This is a genomic window from Bacteroidia bacterium, assembly GCA_033391075.1.
GTDB lineage: Bacteria > Bacteroidota > Bacteroidia > J057 > J057 > JAWPMV01.
The window spans coordinates 6568103-6585494 of the sequence record JAWPMV010000001.1 but is presented as its reverse complement, the minus strand read 5'-3'; the positions used below and the strand labels follow the sequence as shown (position 1 = coordinate 6585494).

At 42.4% G+C, this 17392-nt stretch carries 20 protein-coding genes; 10 read left to right on the top strand and 10 right to left on the bottom strand.

Annotated elements, in window-relative coordinates:
* Positions 1-97 precede the first annotated feature (97 nt).
* The 3 genes from R8P61_26380 to recR all read right to left on the bottom strand — a co-directional run bounded on the left by R8P61_26380 (position 98) and on the right by recR (position 3410).
* The gene (locus R8P61_26380; GenBank protein MDW3650631.1) at positions 98-655 is read right to left on the bottom strand and encodes a hypothetical protein; all 558 of its coding nucleotides are present in this window, start codon (positions 653-655) and stop codon (positions 98-100) included.
* Between the two features lie 158 nt (positions 656-813).
* A complete protein-coding gene (locus R8P61_26375; protein MDW3650630.1) occupies positions 814-2790 on the bottom strand; it encodes a glycosyltransferase in 1977 nt (658 codons plus the stop codon).
* 2 nt (positions 2791-2792) lie between these two features.
* Positions 2793-3410: a recombination mediator RecR gene (gene recR, locus R8P61_26370; GenBank protein ID MDW3650629.1), complete on the bottom strand. Its 618-nt coding sequence runs from the start codon at positions 3408-3410 to the stop codon at positions 2793-2795.
* 20 nt (positions 3411-3430) lie between these two features.
* On the opposite strand from recR, the gene R8P61_26365 reads away from it, so the two are divergent.
* The gene (locus R8P61_26365; GenBank protein ID MDW3650628.1) at positions 3431-3589 is read left to right on the top strand and encodes a hypothetical protein; all 159 of its coding nucleotides are present in this window, start codon (positions 3431-3433) and stop codon (positions 3587-3589) included.
* Between the two features lie 6 nt (positions 3590-3595).
* On the opposite strand, the gene R8P61_26360 is transcribed toward R8P61_26365, so the two are convergent.
* The 3 genes from R8P61_26360 to R8P61_26350 form a co-directional block, all read right to left on the bottom strand.
* A complete protein-coding gene (locus tag R8P61_26360) occupies positions 3596-4561 on the bottom strand; it encodes a transposase (GenBank protein ID MDW3650627.1) in 966 nt (321 codons plus the stop codon).
* Positions 4562-4811: 250 nt separating this feature from the next.
* Positions 4812-5915, bottom strand: coding sequence for a D-alanine--D-alanine ligase (gene ddlA, locus R8P61_26355; GenBank protein ID MDW3650626.1), 1104 nt, complete (start codon positions 5913-5915; stop codon positions 4812-4814).
* A gap of 114 nt (positions 5916-6029) precedes the next feature.
* On the bottom strand, positions 6030-6839 hold the full coding sequence (locus R8P61_26350) for an SH3 domain-containing protein (GenBank protein MDW3650625.1): 810 nt from the start codon (positions 6837-6839) through the stop codon (positions 6030-6032).
* 136 nt (positions 6840-6975) lie between these two features.
* Here R8P61_26350 and R8P61_26345 point away from each other — a divergent pair, with 136 nt between their 5' ends.
* The 3 genes from R8P61_26345 (at position 6976) to R8P61_26335 (ending at position 9367) form a co-directional block, all read left to right on the top strand.
* Entirely contained in the window at positions 6976-7845 is an 870-nt protein-coding gene (locus tag R8P61_26345) for a fructosamine kinase family protein (protein ID MDW3650624.1), read from the top strand.
* Between the two features lie 94 nt (positions 7846-7939).
* Positions 7940-8662, top strand: coding sequence for a hypothetical protein (locus R8P61_26340; GenBank protein ID MDW3650623.1), 723 nt, complete (start codon positions 7940-7942; stop codon positions 8660-8662).
* Positions 8663-8689: 27 nt separating this feature from the next.
* A complete protein-coding gene (locus R8P61_26335) occupies positions 8690-9367 on the top strand; it encodes a hypothetical protein (protein MDW3650622.1) in 678 nt (225 codons plus the stop codon).
* A gap of 1 nt (position 9368) precedes the next feature.
* Here the strand turns inward: R8P61_26335 and R8P61_26330 are convergent, their stop codons facing one another.
* Positions 9369-10013, bottom strand: a complete 645-nt coding sequence (locus R8P61_26330) for a DapH/DapD/GlmU-related protein (protein ID MDW3650621.1) — start codon at positions 10011-10013, stop codon at positions 9369-9371.
* A gap of 82 nt (positions 10014-10095) precedes the next feature.
* Between R8P61_26330 and R8P61_26325 the strand changes: the two genes are divergently transcribed.
* From R8P61_26325 to R8P61_26305, 5 genes are all read left to right on the top strand, one after another.
* Positions 10096-11082, top strand: coding sequence for a hypothetical protein (locus R8P61_26325; protein MDW3650620.1), 987 nt, complete (start codon positions 10096-10098; stop codon positions 11080-11082).
* 89 nt (positions 11083-11171) lie between these two features.
* The gene (locus R8P61_26320; GenBank protein ID MDW3650619.1) at positions 11172-11813 is read left to right on the top strand and encodes a hypothetical protein; all 642 of its coding nucleotides are present in this window, start codon (positions 11172-11174) and stop codon (positions 11811-11813) included.
* A 93-nt stretch (positions 11814-11906) separates the two neighbouring features.
* Positions 11907-12563 carry a hypothetical protein gene (locus tag R8P61_26315; GenBank protein ID MDW3650618.1) on the top strand — a complete coding sequence of 219 codons (657 nt, stop codon included), beginning with the start codon at positions 11907-11909 and terminating at the stop codon, positions 12561-12563.
* Positions 12564-12569: 6 nt separating this feature from the next.
* On the top strand, positions 12570-13211 hold the full coding sequence (locus tag R8P61_26310) for a hypothetical protein (protein ID MDW3650617.1): 642 nt from the start codon (positions 12570-12572) through the stop codon (positions 13209-13211).
* 31 nt (positions 13212-13242) lie between these two features.
* Entirely contained in the window at positions 13243-13893 is a 651-nt protein-coding gene (locus tag R8P61_26305; GenBank protein MDW3650616.1) for a hypothetical protein, read from the top strand.
* Position 13894: 1 nt separating this feature from the next.
* On the opposite strand, the gene R8P61_26300 is transcribed toward R8P61_26305, so the two are convergent.
* The 3 genes from R8P61_26300 to ndk form a co-directional block, all read right to left on the bottom strand.
* A complete protein-coding gene (locus R8P61_26300; GenBank protein ID MDW3650615.1) occupies positions 13895-14932 on the bottom strand; it encodes an adenylate/guanylate cyclase domain-containing protein in 1038 nt (345 codons plus the stop codon).
* Positions 14933-15082: 150 nt separating this feature from the next.
* Positions 15083-15697 carry a hypothetical protein gene (locus tag R8P61_26295; GenBank protein MDW3650614.1) on the bottom strand — a complete coding sequence of 205 codons (615 nt, stop codon included), beginning with the start codon at positions 15695-15697 and terminating at the stop codon, positions 15083-15085.
* An 84-nt stretch (positions 15698-15781) separates the two neighbouring features.
* Positions 15782-16201 (bottom strand): nucleoside-diphosphate kinase, encoded by a 420-nt coding sequence (gene ndk / locus R8P61_26290; GenBank protein MDW3650613.1) that lies wholly within the window; start codon positions 16199-16201, stop codon positions 15782-15784.
* A 133-nt stretch (positions 16202-16334) separates the two neighbouring features.
* Between ndk and R8P61_26285 the strand changes: the two genes are divergently transcribed.
* A complete protein-coding gene (locus tag R8P61_26285) occupies positions 16335-17339 on the top strand; it encodes a bifunctional oligoribonuclease/PAP phosphatase NrnA (GenBank protein ID MDW3650612.1) in 1005 nt (334 codons plus the stop codon).
* Positions 17340-17392: the final 53 nt, after the last annotated feature.

Here is a 17392-nt window from a genome sequence, read left to right as displayed (position 1 = left end):
CTACTCACAATTGTCAAAAGCCCTCGTAAATAAAACACAATTCCTAGTGTTTCTTTACCCATAAATACCTACTGTGTAAAATAAATTATCAAGTGCGTCATTGATTTCCGTCGGCAGCTTTCCAGCCATCATCATCTTTCAGAGAAATGCCTTTTCTTTTTACATCCACCCTTTCCTTAAAGATATAACTGACCATTTCAATGGCGATTTGTCCACCATTTTCCGGATCATTGATGATCTGGCAGATGAAATTTCGGGTACCGATAGGGAAATTGAACTTCCGCCCCAGGCCATACATCTTAAATTTCTCCTCAAATAAGCGATCGAATTCTGGTCCCAGTCGTTTGTAATTCGGGTCCTTATGAAAAACCTTATGGAGCATTGATTTAGCTTCTGCAATCCAAAAATCAGGCTCATCCATTACTACATCTGAATCCAGCAACAGATTAAAATTGATATGATGCCTCTTGCATCCACTTTGTTTGACCACTAGCAGACGATATTTACCCATTCTAGCCAATTCAGTATACTTACTGGCTTTATAGGTATGGTTTGAGAAATAAGGATTGAATCGCTCGATCAAGGGCTTGATACTTTCTTTTTTCAAGCGACACTCTTCCTGTGAAAAACTTCTCAAGGGAAAGAAGGATAGCATGATCAGGCACAGCAAGATTGACTGAGGCAGGATTTTCGAAAGAAATGGAAAGGATGGGGGTAAAAATCTACTCATGGACTGCAAAAATAAAGAGAATACGGAAAGATAATATGTCGCTTGCAGAGTAAAAAGCCAGAATTATAGTAGAAAAAGCTTCTCTAAAGGGAGGTTCCTATTTTTCGCCAGGATTTTAAGAGGATAGCAAGGTCCATTCCCCAACTATAGGATTGGGCATAATATTTATCCAGACCATGGGTATTCATCGGACCTGTATCAGAAATGGGCTTCACCCTATCCAGCATATTTAGTAGGCCGGGTTTGATCCGGGGGAGGTCAGAATCTTCAGGATGTATATATCCTACGATGTGCTTTTTATGCGCAAAGACATCCCAGAGTTTTCGGATGACTCGGCCTGGCTGTTCGTATAACCAGAAGAGTAGCGGAAAGCTCAATAGTAGGAGACTACTGGCCGCTAAATCAAATACACGTTTTCTCAATTTCTCTTCCCGATCCTGAAGGCGATAATGAATCTGCTCGCTATAACGACTGTTCAGAATTACTTGAGGGCCTACGATATAATCAGCTTTCGGTGGTACGATTTTATACTCCACATCTGCATCCTGTATCTCCGCCATGAGATCAAGAATTTGTTGGGTGGACATATCTTCATTGCAAAAGATCACTTCATCGATTTGGTAGAATCGCAGGATCTCTTTCAATTGGTGAAAGCTGCCGAGCAATTCGGTTTCTGAATCCGGCTGATATTTTTCCGCAACTGCTCCCACGATTTCTACCGGATAATCCAATTCTCCTTTGATCAGAGAAGAAACTCGGGCGATTCCTCCTTTTTTCCCTGCAATCAAAACTCGTTTTTGTTTGCCTTCCGTGAAAAAGAAACTCCCTTTCTCCCGCATATTGATGATGCCCCGATTGGCGATGGCGATGAGCATAGCAAAAATGGAGGATAGACCAACAATAGCCCGGGAAAAATTCAGGATGCCGGAAAACATATAGGTCGCGGTAGCGATGGCAATGAATCCCCACAAGGGGCCCATGATGAGCGGCTTTATCTTGAATGGTTTTTTATAGGCGCCAGCTATCCAGAGGAAACTCACAAATACCAGGGTATAAACCGGCAGGTAAAGCGTGGAAAAAATCTCGGGATAATAATCCTTTCCCCCTTCCAGAAATTTTACATAATGCTCCCAATAGGATTTAACCCCAAACATGGCTCCATAAATCATGATCCCCTCAAGCAAGGGAAATGCCAGTCGCTGGTAAAGCCTGTACACTACAGCCATTAAAGCCCGCAGGTAAACCGCTACTTTAATAGAACTGATGAATAAACGCTTTTGATTCCCGCCAAAATGTTTCTTGGCAAAAATGATCATGGCCTGATAAAAGACCCTGACATAATTGAGGCTTCCTTTTTTGGTACTCTCTCCTTTATAATGAACGATCTGGGTATCCGAGAAATAGTAATTTTTATAGCCTTCGAGAATGAAGCGATAGGAAAGATCTATGTCCTCTCCATACATAAAAAAGCTCTCGTCCAGATAACCAGTTTTATCCAGGGCAGACTTACGCATCCACATAAAAGCTCCGGAAAGTATTTCGATTTCGTGGTTTTCATCCTTATCCAGATAACCTAAGTGGTATTTAGCAAATTTTTTATGGCGGGGGAAAAAGCTGGAAAGGCCAAATATTTTGTAGAAAGAAACCCAGGGAGTAGGAAGGGCTCTTTTTGATTCCGGCAAAAATTTACCCTGACCATCAATCATTTTTACGCCCAATGCTCCCCCTTCCTGATGCCTGTCCATGAAGTCTTTGCATTTGAGGAAAGTCTCTTCTTCGACTATAGTATCGGGATTGAGGAGAAGTATGTATTCTCCTTTCGCTTGCTTGATGGCCTGATTATTTGCTTTGGAAAAGCCGGGATTATCGGTATTCTCAATGAGGATAATCTGCTCGCCAAATTTCTCTTTAAGCATCTGCTGACTGCCGTCAACTGAATTATTGTCTACGACAAAAATTTCGACTGAAAGCTTTGAACTGGCTTTCAATACAGAATGAAGGCACTGTTCGAGAAAGTGCTTTACATTGTAATTGACAATAATGACAGAGAGATCGGACATACCTATTCAGCTCCAGGTACGGCGAGCAAGGTTCTGTTCATGAGAGATCGTGCCAGGGTAACTTCGTCTGTAAATTCAAGATCTGTCCCGACTGGAATACCTCTGGCGATACTGGAAATTTTGACTCCGCTTTTGGCCAGCTTCTTCTGGATATAAAAAGCGGTGGTATCTCCTTCAATATTTGCACTGAAGGCCAGAATGACTTCTGCAATTCCCCCTTCATTGATGCGGGAAACCAGCGAATCTATGTTCAACATAGATGGCCCCACACCTGCCAGCGGATTTATCAGGCCTCCAAGGACATGATAAATTCCCTGAAACTGGTGTGTGCTCTCCAAAGCGATTACGTCCTTGGCATCTTCTACCACGCAAAGCAGTTGCTTATTGCGACGAGGATGTTTGCAAATCTTGCATTGAGGATCGTCCGAAATATTATGACAACTTTCGCAGTATTTGATGTTTTTGCGAAGGTTGATAATTGAACCTCCGAGGCGTTCGGCATCGTTTTCCGTTTGCTTGAGGATGTGCAAGGCTAATCTCAATGCCGTTTTCCTTCCTACGCCCGGCAGGCTGGCCAATTCATTAACAGCTTCTTCTATCGCTTTCGAAGGATATTCCATAAGGTGAAATTACAAAAAATATGGGATTCCTGAGGCGAAATGGAGGACTAAATGCAGATGATCACAAGAAGCTCTTAAAAGCTAGTCATCCCGGCCTTAAAACAAGAGCCGGGATCTCTCGCAAATGGGTACTGGCTAGAGGTCCCGGATATCTGCATAGATTCCGGGATGTACTGTAGTAAAAGTCAAATAAAATTGGGATTAAATTGAGTTCTATTTTTAGCTACAGCAAAAGCCTGTCTTAAGAGTTTATGAGCAACCGCAACTCTAATGACTTTATGATGTTTACCCTTTTGCTTCATGTTTTCTACCATAGATTGACAAAGAGGATTTACTTTCATCGCGGAAAAGGCTCCCATATAGAGATACTTTCTTGCCAAGGCCTGCCCCATTTTTACGATCCTCTCCTTTCCCTTTACTGAGCTACCCGATGTGAAAATACGAGGACATAATCCCAAATAAGCGACCAATTGTTTGGCAGACTCAAATCGGCTAAAGTCATGGGTAATACAGATCAACAAACAAGCGGTCTTAGGTCCTATACCTGGGATGCTCATAAGCGACTGATAGCTTTGTGAACAATGCTCTTTACTAAGGCTGAGCATCTGTTGCTCCAGCCGCTTGATCGAAGCTTGTAGCTGTTCGATCAGATAAAGCTGCTGACTTCTCACCAAAGGATCCACAATAGGAACTTGATCCATAGCCTCGAGCTGATTACGAAGCATCTGGAGCTGTTTTTGAAATAGGTTAATGCTAGTCAAAAACTGCTGTAAGCGGAGAAAAATAGCCGCTGGAGGCTGCCAGAGCTTAATAAAGCTTCGGTGATCCCGTCCATATTGAGCAATTAAGCGCGCGTCTTGCTGATCGGTCTTGGTTCGCCTTAATTGCATCTGACTGTAGCGGCGAATGACCAGGGGATTAACTACACTTAGTTTAATCCCATGCTGATGTAAACTAAAGGCCAGGGATAAATAATAGGGACCACTTGCTTCCATGACACAGAGATCTCCTTGAGAGAGGACTTCGATAAATTTACAATGGCCCGAAGCAGTATTGGAATAGCTTTTTACCCAGCTTTTCCCACTATCATTAAGACAGACTACTTCAAAGCTTTTTTTGGCAATGTCGATTCCATATACGTTATTATCCATAATCCTATAGTTGAGCAGCTCTGATTCGAACTTATCAATCCTACATTCTGGCTCTTAGCCTACTGTACTGTTCTAGTTTTGGATCAGAGGGAGAGGGAAACCAACATCCCGGACGGTTTTTTAAACCAATGACACTTAACGGATTTATCCCCTCTCCTTTTGCTGCTTATTCAAATACCACAAACTAAGAATTCTTTTCTTCCCTAGCTCTTAGGCAAGTATAGGATGACAGCTTTGTTTAGAGAAAATATTAAGAAAGACTTTTCTCCAGCTTTTTATCTCGTTCTCCTCTTTCCAAAGCCAATTCTATAAGGTGATCGATCAGATCGGAATAGGAAGTTCCAGCATGTTCCCAAAGTTTAGGATACATACTGATGCTGGTAAAACCCGGAAGAGTATTGAGTTCATTTACGTAAACATGGCCTTCTTCTGTCAGAAACATATCGACACGGGTCATCCCTTCGCAACCTACAACTCGATAGGAATTCTTGGCAACCAAGAGAAGCTTGGCCAGAGTCTGATCATCGATATTGGGTGCGGGTATGAGGGTTTCTGCCGCAGTGGCTGAAATGTATTTGCTCTCGTAATCATAAAGTCCTGCAGCTTCCGGATCAACAGCAACCTCTCCCACATGGGAAGTTTCCACTACTGCATTTCCCATGACTGCACACTCCAGCTCTCTCCCGACTATCGCTTCTTCAACAATCACTTTATGGTCATATCGGAAAGCTTCCTGAATAGCAGCATCAAACTCAGCTTTACTTTCAGCTTTTTTTACACCTACAGAGGACCCCATATTTGCGGGCTTAATGAAGAGCGGGAGTCCAAGCTTATTGACCACCCCGATGTAGTCAATGGCGTCTTTTTCATAATACTGAAAGCAAACATATTCGGCTACTTTCAGGTCAGCATCTCTCAAAAGTCTTTTGCAGACATCCTTATCCATTGCTGCCGAAGAACCGAGTACACCAGGTCCAACAAAAGGCAGATCCAAATGCATAAATATACCTTGTAGTGTTCCATCTTCTCCATAAGGACCATGGGTAATCGGGAATACTACATCTATTTGTGGAAAAGTGCCATTTTCCGTGGATAAGTATATAATCTGCTTTTCCTTCGCTCCGGGAACAACTGCCAAAGGCTTGCCCGCTTTCTTTAAATCAAGATCTTCCTTTCGAAGTTCTTCTTCTGCAATGTGATTCCAGGCTCCCACTTTATCTACTCCAATCAATACGACATCGTATTTTTCTGTTGGAATAGCATCAAAAATATTGCGTGCAGAGCGTATAGATACTTCGTGTTCGGGGGATTGACCACCGAAGACCAGAGCAAGAGAAGTTTTCGTAGAGGACATAGTTTTGTAATTGCCGTAAAACTAATAAAAGCTGAATAAGGATAAGGTGTTTTTTGGATTTGGACCTATTCTGTGGATAAACTTGTGGAAAAGTCGTGGAAAGCTTGTTTGAAACTAATTTTTATAGGGACTCAGTTTCTCTCCATTCCAGGCGATGCTTTGCACTTGTTCTCTGCGAAGGATATTGCCTTCCAGGTCATATTCTGTTTCTGTATGGATAATGCGTGATCTTTGACCCGGTGCATCCATCGGAAATTGGTATTCATGACGAGGGTATTCTCCGTCGCAAAAAACATTGCTGATACTAGGCAACTGACTAAGAGATTTTGCATCGCTTTCCAGGAAATACAATTCATCATTGGAACTGCAGCAAGCCAAATGACTGATATCAATACGAATTAGATTTTCGACATTCTCAAAGCCTTCGATCTCTTTCACCGATAAAGAAATGAATTCCAACATCTCCAACTCCAGATACTCGTACTCAAAACGGGAGAGCTCCTGGGTCTTTCCTTCTTCTCTTTTGTATAAAACGAAGCGGGCTTTCGGATCTTCCATATCTCCTCCTTTGATATGTTTAAGGAGGTAAAGGCTGTTTCCTTCATAACTATAGGCAGCTGCCAATAATCCCGACCAGATAAAGCCATTTCTTTCCTGACCATCCATTTGATACAAGACCTCTACAAAGGGATAGCTTCTCCCATTGCTGCTGAAGGAAGAATCTGTCATAGCGGTAATTATTACTTCCTGTCCAAAGCTCAACTGATCGATCACTTCAGCATCTATTTCAGGAGCTTCGCGAACATTGAGGCCCTCTGTACTGACCAATGATGTGCTGCCTGGATTGAAATAGGGTTGAGCGAAACTTTGTCCGAAGATCAGGATCAGAATTGCGATGCTAAGGCTTGTTCTTAAAGTTTTCATTGTAGATGATATGTGAATGATTGATGACTCAAATATCCGGGAGTGCGTCCATCTTTATTTAGGCTTTCGAGAATTCGCAGGCAGGCATTGAGTAAGTGCTGGGAAAGACTAATTTTGCTAAACAATCAAATTCACTATGTCCATTCCTCAGGAATTGCAATCGAGCCTGGAAAAAACACAGGGATTTCGGATTCAGTCTTCTCGGCCAATAGGCGGAGGTTGCATTCACAATGCCCAGGAACTCCTCACAGATCGAGGCAGTTATTTCCTCAAATACAATCATCCCGGAGCCCTGAGTAATTTTCAGTCGGAGGAAAAAGGAATGGGAATTCTGGCTGAGGCGGGGAGTATTCGTACACCGATTATGATGGGTACTGGAGAAAGTGAAAGCCATGCTTATTTGCTGATGGAGTTTATTCAGTCCCAATCGAGGGCTGCAGATTATTGGGAGGATTTCGGGCAAAAGCTGGCTTTGCTTCACCTAAACAGTCAGGAAAAATTCGGCCTGGACCACAACAATTTTATTGGAGCCCTTCCTCAATCCAATCGTCCGAAAGATAGTTGGATAGATTTTTTCATAGAGGAAAGGATAGAACCTATGCTGAAAGAAGCGATAAGGAAAGGAGCATTCGTAGAAAGCATTAGATCAGACTTCGAAAACCTTTACCAAAAACTACCCCAAATCTTCCCTCAGGAATCTCCTTCACTATTGCATGGGGATTTGTGGGGAGGAAATATACTGACTGACGAAAGCGGCAAAGTCTGCATCATTGATCCGGCTGTTTACTATGGCCACCGAGAAATGGAATTGGCTTTCATGACACTCTTTGACTCTCAGCCCCTGCGATTTTACAAAGCTTATCATGAGGTGTATCCTTTGGAAGAAGGATTTGGAGATCGCTTTGAGGTATATAACCTCTATCCCCTATTGGTTCATGTAAATTTATTTGGCGGTAGTTATGTGGGATCGGTGAAGCGGATATTGAAGCGTGTGTTAGGGTTTTAGGGTGTTTGGGTGCGAGAGTCTCTTCGAGATTATCCCTAACACCCAAATACACTAACACTCGTCCCATTTCCCCATTTATCCTTAACTTGCATCCATGAGAAATATACTACTGATCCTCTTTGCGATAGGCAGTCTGATCGCGTGTAATACTCCCACTACTTCAGAAAATACACAGCAAACCCAAACCCCTGCCAGCACGGCGGCAACTGAAGAGCAAACACCTGCAACCACTGTCCAGAATATTGGGGGATTGCTGGGAGATGATAGTATGTTTCCTTTCGTCTATGTAGATGCTGTAAACAAATTGCGATTTGAAGCCTACACGATGAAATTCACCCTGGAACATCCCAACATTCTCATTCCCCTAAACAATACCGATACGCCCTGGATCAATCCGGAAGCCTATTCAGAATTCAACGGGCAATTTGTAACCTATATCAGGAGCGGAAGAGAAGCCAAGTTGGAGAATCCCTATATCATGGTTCAATACATCAATAAGAGCTTGCCCTTTTGTGGGACTATAGATTCTGTTTATATGTGGTTGGATTCGAGATTTCTGGCTGATGATGTAAAGGGAGAAGTAGTAAATGATTTTTTCAATCTGGATACCCAATCCGGGAAGGAGGCCATTTGTCGTGAATATCGCACACCCAAAACAGCAGATGGACGAGCCGCAAAAAGAATGGGGTATGCCTATTTTGACTACAATGATGATTACATCATAGGGATGAACCTCACCAGTTTAAGTGAAGGGGATTTTGAAGCCTCCAAACCGGACTTCCAGCAATTGGTCAAGAGTTTTAATATAGTCCCCTAGAGATTTTTTACCTCCATTTCTTGATCTATGAAAAGCTTTCTTTCCCTTTTGCTCATGGCATTATGGGGGATATCTTCAAGTCCTGTATTTTCCCCTGAAAGCGAACTGATCTCTTGTAATCTTGAAGGGATTGAACAGCAGGAAATAAATAGGCAGGATACTATTGAGGTCATTTTTGAAAATGAAAGAAAGTCCTTGTTTCGGTTTAAAGAATTGAACTTTAGCCTACAACATCCTTCCTCTTTCAATCCTGTCAAAAATGAGGAAATCCCCTGGATCAATCCTGAAAGTTTTACAGATCAAAATGGAAACTTCATTGTCTACCAACAGAAAGGGGCAAATAAGAGCATACGAGAGCCATATATAAGGGTACAATATATCAGCCGGGATATGGAACACTGTGATTCCATAGAGGCGATTTATGCCTGGTTGGATAGCCATTTTTTAGGGGAAAAGAAGGGCGGAAGAGTTAGCACAGAGCGATTTCCTACAAATACAAAATCGCAGCTAAATGCTTTTTGTAAAGAATACTTCTCTCCATCTATCTCAGAAAGTTTCCCTGACAAATGGATTGCCTATGCCTACATCGAATACGATGAGCAATACCTTATCGGCATGAACATAACGACTTATGGAGATAAGGATTTTAAGAAATTGAAGAAGGCTTTTTACAAGATCGTCAAGAGCTTCCGCAAAATCCCATAAGCTATTTACTCACCTGAGCGGGATTCCCAAAGGCAGTTGCTCCATCGGGAATGTCAGTCATTACCACTGCACCCGGAGCAATCATTACCTTCTCCCCTATCCTAATACCTTTTTGAATGATAGCTCCTGCACCAATAAAGGCTTGCCTTTCGATCACAACTCCTTCGCCAATTCTTACTCCATCCAGAATATTGCAATAGTCTCCGATTACAGCATCAGCACCGATAGATACATGGCAGCCGATCCAGTTGAAATCTCCGATCTCGGCATTTGCCAAGACTACAGCAGCTGTATTGAGGATATTTCCTTTGCCCATTTGAGAAAAGGGCGAAAATCGGGCAAGAGGATGAATGAGGTTGATGACTTCTGATGAATGCGTAGCCAATTGCTCGCTCAGAAGTTCTCGCTGCTCCAGATCCGCCTCAGCCAGGACCATTTTGATATTTTCATCTTTGAGCAAAGTATCACTGTCCTCACTTCCCAATTCGGCTACAACCAGGATATCGTTCATCTCTTTTCGCAGTTCGGATTCTTCAGAGGTGATAAATCCATAGACCAGGATGTCGAGGTCATTGGCAATGTCCAAAGCGATACGGGCCTCTGCACCGGTACCAAGAATCAGGATGGGAAGTTTTTTGTCTGACATAGGTGTTATTCTTTCGCCCCGCAAAAATACAGGATCATTTTGAGAAAATTGAAGAAATCGAAAGTATTTCCGTATTTGAATCATGGCCATATATGAAAACCAATCCTTCAAAAAGGGAATGACCTATGCCCTCTTTTGGTCGGATATCTCTCATCCCGAGTTTAAAGCAGCCCTGGACCGCCTCTCGGCGACCGGTTGTAATTATGTTGCCCTGGCTCCTGGCTGGTGGCAAAAAGATAAGTATGCAACTGATATTTATCCTCATCCTCATAAAACGCCAAATGACCGTCAGCTTAAAGACCTGATCGCCTATATCCACGAACTGGGGATGGAAGTTCTCCTGAAGCCTTTTGTGGACTCTGAAAACCATGAAGAATGGCGGGGACATTTTGATCCGAGCAATACCCTCAAATGGTTTAAGAGCTATGAGAAATTTATCAGCCATTATGCACGAATGGCAAAGGAGATGGATGTAGCCCTTTTTAGTGTGGGGGTCGAAAATGTATTGGGAAATAAAAAGCGGCAATTGTATTGGGTGGATGTGATCGCGACGGTGAAAATGTTTTACAAAGGTCCCCTTACTTTTTCTTCCAATTTTGAAGGAGAAACCGCTTATAAAGAAGTTGACTTCTGGGGCATGCTGGATTACATCGGGATCGATGCGTATTTCCCTGTCGCCAGAACAATGGAAGCGAGTGTAGAAGAAATTGTCGGGGGCTGGAAACCTCAGATCGCGGAAATTGAAGCCTGGCTCAATAAGAAGAAACTGGACCTTCCTGTGCTTTTTACAGAGTTGGGAACTTGTAGTTATAAAGGTTCCTCCAAAGCACCTTATGCCTATCCGGATGATGTTGCCATCAGTGAAAAGGAGCAGGAGCACTATTATCGGGCTTTTTTCGAATCCTTCGCAGATCGCGAATGGCTGAATGGGGTATATTGGTGGTGGTGGGACAATCCCTCGACTGGTGACTATATGGGAAATAAGGCGGAAGAGAATAGCCAGTATGCATACCTCTATACTCCTCAGGGAAAAGCAGCAGAAGAAGTCTTGAAGGAATATTATTCCTAGTCTTTAAGGAGAGATAAAATCCATGCAACCCGCAGACATGGATATGCTTCTTTATTTATATATCATAACCAACAAAAACACTAATTACCATGAAAAAGCTACTCTTTTCTCTACTGATTTTTTTTATTTCCACTTCCCTTTTTTCACAAGAGTCTCAACATCAATCTAAGCTGAGGCTGAAGGTGGAAGGAGGACTCTCCAGCACTTTCCAATATGGAACAGAGTTAAATTTATTTGGCATTCAAGCGGCTATTCAGCTTCGCACCCCTAATAATCATTTGCATCAGGCAACTGTCATTAATTTGGGAATAGGTAGAGGCTGGAATCGCTCAGGGGATAATAACAGGTTCAACCTGGGCCTGGCTTATGAATATCTTTTGCCGCTCTCAATCTTCCCTAATAATGAGGATTTACATGCCTATCTGGGTATGGGGGCAGATGTGTCCATATTTTCCTATTCTTTTGATCCGGACTTCAGCAATCTGTACAATCGTGCCCAAACTACCTATTTCAACCGAATTTATCTACTGCCTCTGATTCAAAAAAATATTAATGACCGACTCTTTCTGGAATTTGCCCTGCCCATTTATTGGGGACAATGGCAAATCGTAAAAACGCGTAATGAAGATCCCAGCATTTCTCCGGAATTGCAGCGGAATGAATGGAGCAATGCTGAATTGTTTTTTGGGAGATTCCTAAGTCTTAGAATAGGCTTTGGGGTAAATCTGTAAGGGTCAGGAGGGAAGAAATTTTGGGATAAAAAAATGAGAGGAATTCTTATATCTTGAATCTGATTTAGAAAATCCACTCATTTAATTCATACCATGAAGAACACACTTTTGATCCTTCCCTTTATATTTGCATTCCTTTTTTCTCATGCCCAAACGGAGGCTCCCTTATTCGAAAATGGGCGTGCAGAAATTCGTTTAAAATTGAGTACTGAAATTTCAGGGGAGTTTGATGGTATCTGGAAATTCGACCTGGCTCCTCTGATTCCTGCGATTCAATACCGTAGTCCCAAAGGACATTTGCATCAATTGGAATTGCTTAACCTATCCGGGAATCTGGAGGTAAATACTGCTCCCATTCAAACCGATGGTTTTGCGCTGGCAGTTCGCTATGAGTTTGCTTTGCCTTTGTTGAAAAATCAGGAAAGTCCCTGGATGCCTTATTTGGGAGCAGGGCTTTTACATTCTCATAACTCCTGGATTTTTACACCTGCCCTTAGTTCAGAATTTCCCCTGAGGTATTCTGAAAACCTGAGTCGCCTATACATTATTCCTAGTGCACAGTATCTGATCAGTGATCAGCTTTTTGTTGATTTCGCCCTTCCCTGGGCCATGTTTTCTCTGGAAAGAAATCGGGAAGTCAATGGCAATCCGGGGATACCGATTGATGATCAGATAAGCGTCACGAATAGCAGTCGTTGGGAAAGCTTTTCTCATCTGAATTTCCGTTTTGGAATTGGACTCCGTTTGTAGGGCGAGATGGCTAGATTACTTTTGCTCATATGCTTCTTGCCGGGAGTTGTTTATGCTCAGTTTGATGAACCTGGAATAGGGGTAAAACTTCAATCCCGAATTATTGGGGAATTTCAAACAGTTTCGACACTGGAACTGCAGGGCTTGATTCCTGCCATCGTCTTTAAAAATGCACGTTTGCATTCTCATCATATCGAAATTTATTCCCTGGATGCAAAGGGAAAGTATGGAGATAAAGAAATCGAAGGCGTCAATCGGGGAGATTTTCGGATGGGAGTCGCTTATGAATATACAATTCCAACAAGGGCATTTACCCCAAATCCTCAGGTTGAATTAGAGGCAGGATTAGGAACAGCAATAGGTGTTTCCTCCTATATCATTCATCCAAACAGTTCGCAGGAATTCAGAGCGACAGGAACTGATTTTCTGGTAGATCTTTATGGAGTGATGGTCTTTAGGAAATATATAGCTGAAAGCTGTTTTTTGGAACTATCACCTCAGTTCTATGTCGGTGAATTTGGCTTCAGCCGGGCAAAAACGGAAGATCCCAGTATTGCTATTCGCCTGCAAACAAGAAATGTTTATTCCTATCGAGGGCATAGATTTAAAAAATACGCTTTTCGATTTGGGATAGGCGTAAGAATTTAGGCTAATCCATAACACAATATTTTATAAAACCATGAAAAAGATTCTCTTCGTCTTATTACTGATTTCATTCTCTTTTCTTCAAGCCCAGGAGGCTTTATGGCTAAGTCCCGGTATTGGATTAAAGGTACAGAGTCGCCTCCAGGCAAACTATGAAAATGAGGGACCGGCTGACCCAACAGCTGTTTATACCCTTAGGCCTATATATCCCGCGATCTTTTTTCTGTCAGATAAGGGCCATATTCATTTGGTAGAAGTCTCCAATTTGGACTTCGATGTCTTTGAACGTGTGAATGTCAAATGGAATAACCTTCATTTTAGCATGGCCTATGAGTATTCTGTTCCCCTGGCGCCCATTCAATCTTCCCCGATCTGGAGGCCTTATTTAGGGATAGGGCTAAATCACAATTTTACCAGGTTTTGGGTAAACCCCAATAGCACAATAGAATTCAAACAAAGGAATATAAACTTTCGCTCTGATCTCTATTTGCAACCCAGTTTTATAAAGGTGATCAATGAGCGGATGTATGTTGATTTTGCAGCCCAGCTTCATATAGGAAGCTTTATTGGAATACGATTCGTAAATGAAGACCCTTCAGCTATTCGGGATACCAATTTTAATGAAGTACGATCGACTTTTCTGAAACAATTTGGGGTAAAGGTGGGCTTTGGAGTGAAGCTGTAGTTCAGGCGGGATCGAGGCTAAAGAGTTCTATTTCTTCTCCCTTGCCCCTAAGGAGAATCTTGGTGATATACTCGGTCGTGTATTCTTCATTAAGGTCTAGCATATCAAGGAGGGTTTTGGAAAGGAGGAGTCGGCGGTTGTAATGATTGCATTCTACCTGAATGCGAGAGGCGGTATTTACCGTATCTCCATGAAAAACAATTTCTCGTTTATAATCTCCGATTTCTCCTACCACAACTTTGCCTACATGAAAACCTGCTTTAAAGACCGGTCTGTATCCGTATCGCTTTAGGTACCTTTCTCTGGTTCGGGGATTCTCCATACGATCATAAATCCAGAAAAAGCAATGAATAGCATTGAGTTTTTTGACTCCCAGATCTTTGGGCCAGGAAACGACTACTTCATCCCCCACATATTGATAAATCTCTCCTTTCGTTTTTCGGACGGTTCGGGCAATATCAAAGAAGAAATCATTGAGAAAGCGATGCCATTTGAAATGTCCCAGTCGTTCGGCGATGGTGGTCGAGCCCCGTAAATCCAGGAACATAAAGATTCGCTCTTCTTCTTTGGGCTGATGGTAGCGCCCCATCATATAATTGAGCAAAACATTGGGGCCAAGTAGACGAGAGACCAGGGTGACGATCTGGAGGATGAGGAGTACAACCAGGCTATAAAAAATGGTATAAGCAAAAGAGCCTTCTTTTACCCATTCTCCAAAAATCTGTCTTAGTTTGGGAATATCAGCTGCATCAAATAGACTCAGGTAAATTCCAAGTACCAGGACCATGGAAACGAAAATCACCACCAGATACAACAAGGTTCGCACGCTGAGAACGATGAAAAATTGTTGCCTTCTGAGGCGTGTAGTGGACAACCAGCGGTCCAGGAGAGCGGTAAAGAAACCAATAGAAAATCCTATGAGCGCACAAGCTATATAGAGTTGCATGCTCCAGTCCAAATTGAGGCTGGCATAAATAAGACCTACAATGATCCCATAAAAGCCTCGCTCCAGGAGATTGATCAGACTGTCTTTATTCATTTGATTATACCACTCTCAACATACACCTTAAAGATATCCTTTCCTAATGAGGATTGGCAATTATACTTCATCTCCTCCATCTCAGGTGTTGAGCTACTGTGTTTTTGTCGTAATAAAAGATAGATATGTACGGAACTAAAGCCAAAGCGTTTATTCCTCCCCAAAAAGTTCTTCCATCAGCTCGACCAAGTCATCGATCTGTTCATAATCCAGGTATTCTGCATCTTCGCGAAACTCTTCTCCGAGGGCAAATCCCAGTGGGCTCGGACCTTCCTGTTTCAGATATTCAAAAAGTGTGGCTGAGTTATTGAAATGCAGATAGCTTTGCTCAAGGATCTCCTGATAATCCCCAACTTCGCTAATCTCATCCAGGGATATTTCCACAAGACCTTCTTTTCCCGCTTCGGCTATTTCTGACAGACATTTTTGCATATCTGCCAGCTTACTTCCTTTTTCTGCTTTCAGATAAATACCGCTATTGAGTTGAGGGAGCAAGGCTGCATCCCACTCTGAAAGAGGCAATTGTACATAGCCGGCCTGGAAGCTTTTATTCATTTCCCCAAGCTCTTCCAGACTGTCTGCATTCAGCTCCAATAAAATTTCTGGCCCCTGTATCCAGTTTACAATGTTCCAGATCATCGCTGGAGACATCTTTTTCATGCTGCCTCTTTCCAGACTAAAACTGAGTATGTCAAATCCTACTGCAGCGCTGGAACGAGCATCTTGCAATTGAGTCAGGGGACCTATTTTCAGTTTGGGACGCATAGTATATAAAACTAAAAAGAAAAGGTACGAAGAGCCACCACTAGCAGTTTCCCTTCGTACCCAATGTTTTGTTTTTGTGTTGACCTAGAAGATCTCTAGCTGTGAAAAGAAGTAAGAAGCTTCAATCAAAGCATTTTCATCAGAGTCAGATCCATGTATAGCATTATTCTGAATAGATTCAGCATAAAGCTTACGAACAGTTCCATCTTCTGCTTGCTCTGGATTGGTTGCCCCGATGAGTTTGCGGAAATCTGCAACTGCATTGTCTTTTTCCAAAACCATAGGAACACAAGGTCCGCTGGTCATAAACTCAACCAGATCATTGAAGAAAGGACGCTCGCTATGAACCGCATAAAATCCACCTGCTTCGCGTTCGTTCATGTGGATCATTTTCATCGCTTTAACTTTGAATCCACCAGCGATGATGTGATCGATGATCTTTCCAGTATAATTTTTAGAGACTGCGTCGGGCTTAATAATGGTGAGGGTTAGCTTACCGGCCATGTTTATTTTATTTTCAGTTTAAAATATTGCTTCAATTCGGGTGCAAACTTAGGACAAAGACATGGGATAAACCAATTTTACCAAGTGAAATTCTCTTTGTAATTTCGCAATCTTAAAATTCGATATCTATTTAATGTCAGTCATAGAAGAATTAACGTCTCTCTTGTCTTCGCCTAAGAGAATTGCAATCACCATGCACCGCAAACCAGATGCCGATGCTATTGGTTCCTCTCTGGGCTTATATCACTTCCTGATTCAGGGAGGACACCAGGTTTCTGTTGTCTCTCCCACGGATTATCCTGACTTCCTTAAATGGATGCCGGGTTCGGATTCTGTTTTGATCGGACCTTTCGATCCGGATAAGGCCAATTGGATCTTTGATGGTGCAGATATTATTTTCTGCCTGGACTTCAATGCCCTCAATCGTTTGGCAGATTTCGAACAAACCGTACGAGATTCAGATGCAATGAAGATCATGATTGATCATCATATGGAACCGGAAGGTTTTGAAGATCTTTCTTATTCAGATGAAAAAGCTTCCTCAACAGCTGAATTGGTCTATCGACTGATTACAGAGCTGGGAGAGGAGGAGAAAGTAAATCTGGCTTCTGCAGAAGCAATGTATGCCGGGATCATGACTGATACGGGTTCATTCCGCTTCACCAATACTTCTCCTGCCACTCACAGAACTGTAGCCAAATTGATGGAAATAGGGGTAAATGTGAATATGGTATGGGAAAACATCTTCAATACAGCGACTCCCGAGCGGCTACGCTTTGTAGGGCATTGTTTATCCTCCTGTCTCCATGTACTTCCTGAACTTAAGGTGGCTTACCTGAAAGTTGATAGAGAAGTCTTTCGTCAATTTCCTATCAAAACCGGAGATACAGAAGGACTTGTCAATTATGCTTTGAGTTTGAAAGGAGTCAATATGGGGGTATTGCTCACGGCTAATGATGAGATCATTAAGTTGAGTTTTAGAAGCCGTGGAAATGTATCTTCTAAAGAATTCGCCGAAAATTTTGGAGGTGGTGGACACTTCTATGCAGCAGGTGGAAGAAGTACTACTTCTATGGAAGAAACCGAAAAGAGGTTTTTGGAGTTATTAGAAGAGAACAAGGACAAATTATTAGCTTAATTATTGGGAAAGCCCCTATAATTTTTCGTCCTTGAATATCAGCCCCTGGGATA

Excerpts from the sequence above, each read along its gene's own strand:
- R8P61_26340 (MDW3650623.1), top strand. The coding sequence starts at position 7,940 with ATGAGAAATATACTACTGATCCTCTTTGCGATAGGCAGTCTGATCGCG.
- R8P61_26350 (MDW3650625.1), bottom strand. The coding sequence starts at position 6,839 with ATGAAAACTTTAAGAACAAGCCTTAGCATCGCAATTCTGATCCTGATC.
- R8P61_26295 (MDW3650614.1), bottom strand. The coding sequence starts at position 15,697 with ATGCGTCCCAAACTGAAAATAGGTCCCCTGACTCAATTGCAAGATGCT.
- R8P61_26300 (MDW3650615.1), bottom strand. The coding sequence starts at position 14,932 with ATGAATAAAGACAGTCTGATCAATCTCCTGGAGCGAGGCTTTTATGGG.
- R8P61_26310 (MDW3650617.1), top strand. The coding sequence starts at position 12,570 with ATGGCTAGATTACTTTTGCTCATATGCTTCTTGCCGGGAGTTGTTTAT.
- R8P61_26380 (MDW3650631.1), bottom strand. The coding sequence starts at position 655 with ATGCTATCCTTCTTTCCCTTGAGAAGTTTTTCACAGGAAGAGTGTCGC.
- R8P61_26305 (MDW3650616.1), top strand. The coding sequence starts at position 13,243 with ATGAAAAAGATTCTCTTCGTCTTATTACTGATTTCATTCTCTTTTCTT.
- ndk (MDW3650613.1), bottom strand. The coding sequence starts at position 16,201 with ATGGCCGGTAAGCTAACCCTCACCATTATTAAGCCCGACGCAGTCTCT.
- R8P61_26375 (MDW3650630.1), bottom strand. The coding sequence starts at position 2,790 with ATGTCCGATCTCTCTGTCATTATTGTCAATTACAATGTAAAGCACTTT.
- R8P61_26360 (MDW3650627.1), bottom strand. The coding sequence starts at position 4,561 with ATGGATAATAACGTATATGGAATCGACATTGCCAAAAAAAGCTTTGAA.
- R8P61_26335 (MDW3650622.1), top strand. The coding sequence starts at position 8,690 with ATGAAAAGCTTTCTTTCCCTTTTGCTCATGGCATTATGGGGGATATCT.
- ddlA (MDW3650626.1), bottom strand. The coding sequence starts at position 5,915 with ATGTCCTCTACGAAAACTTCTCTTGCTCTGGTCTTCGGTGGTCAATCC.
- R8P61_26345 (MDW3650624.1), top strand. The coding sequence starts at position 6,976 with ATGTCCATTCCTCAGGAATTGCAATCGAGCCTGGAAAAAACACAGGGA.
- R8P61_26315 (MDW3650618.1), top strand. The coding sequence starts at position 11,907 with ATGAAGAACACACTTTTGATCCTTCCCTTTATATTTGCATTCCTTTTT.
- R8P61_26325 (MDW3650620.1), top strand. The coding sequence starts at position 10,096 with ATGGCCATATATGAAAACCAATCCTTCAAAAAGGGAATGACCTATGCC.
- R8P61_26365 (MDW3650628.1), top strand. The coding sequence starts at position 3,431 with ATGGGATTCCTGAGGCGAAATGGAGGACTAAATGCAGATGATCACAAG.
- R8P61_26285 (MDW3650612.1), top strand. The coding sequence starts at position 16,335 with ATGTCAGTCATAGAAGAATTAACGTCTCTCTTGTCTTCGCCTAAGAGA.
- R8P61_26330 (MDW3650621.1), bottom strand. The coding sequence starts at position 10,013 with ATGTCAGACAAAAAACTTCCCATCCTGATTCTTGGTACCGGTGCAGAG.
- R8P61_26320 (MDW3650619.1), top strand. The coding sequence starts at position 11,172 with ATGAAAAAGCTACTCTTTTCTCTACTGATTTTTTTTATTTCCACTTCC.
- recR (MDW3650629.1), bottom strand. The coding sequence starts at position 3,410 with ATGGAATATCCTTCGAAAGCGATAGAAGAAGCTGTTAATGAATTGGCC.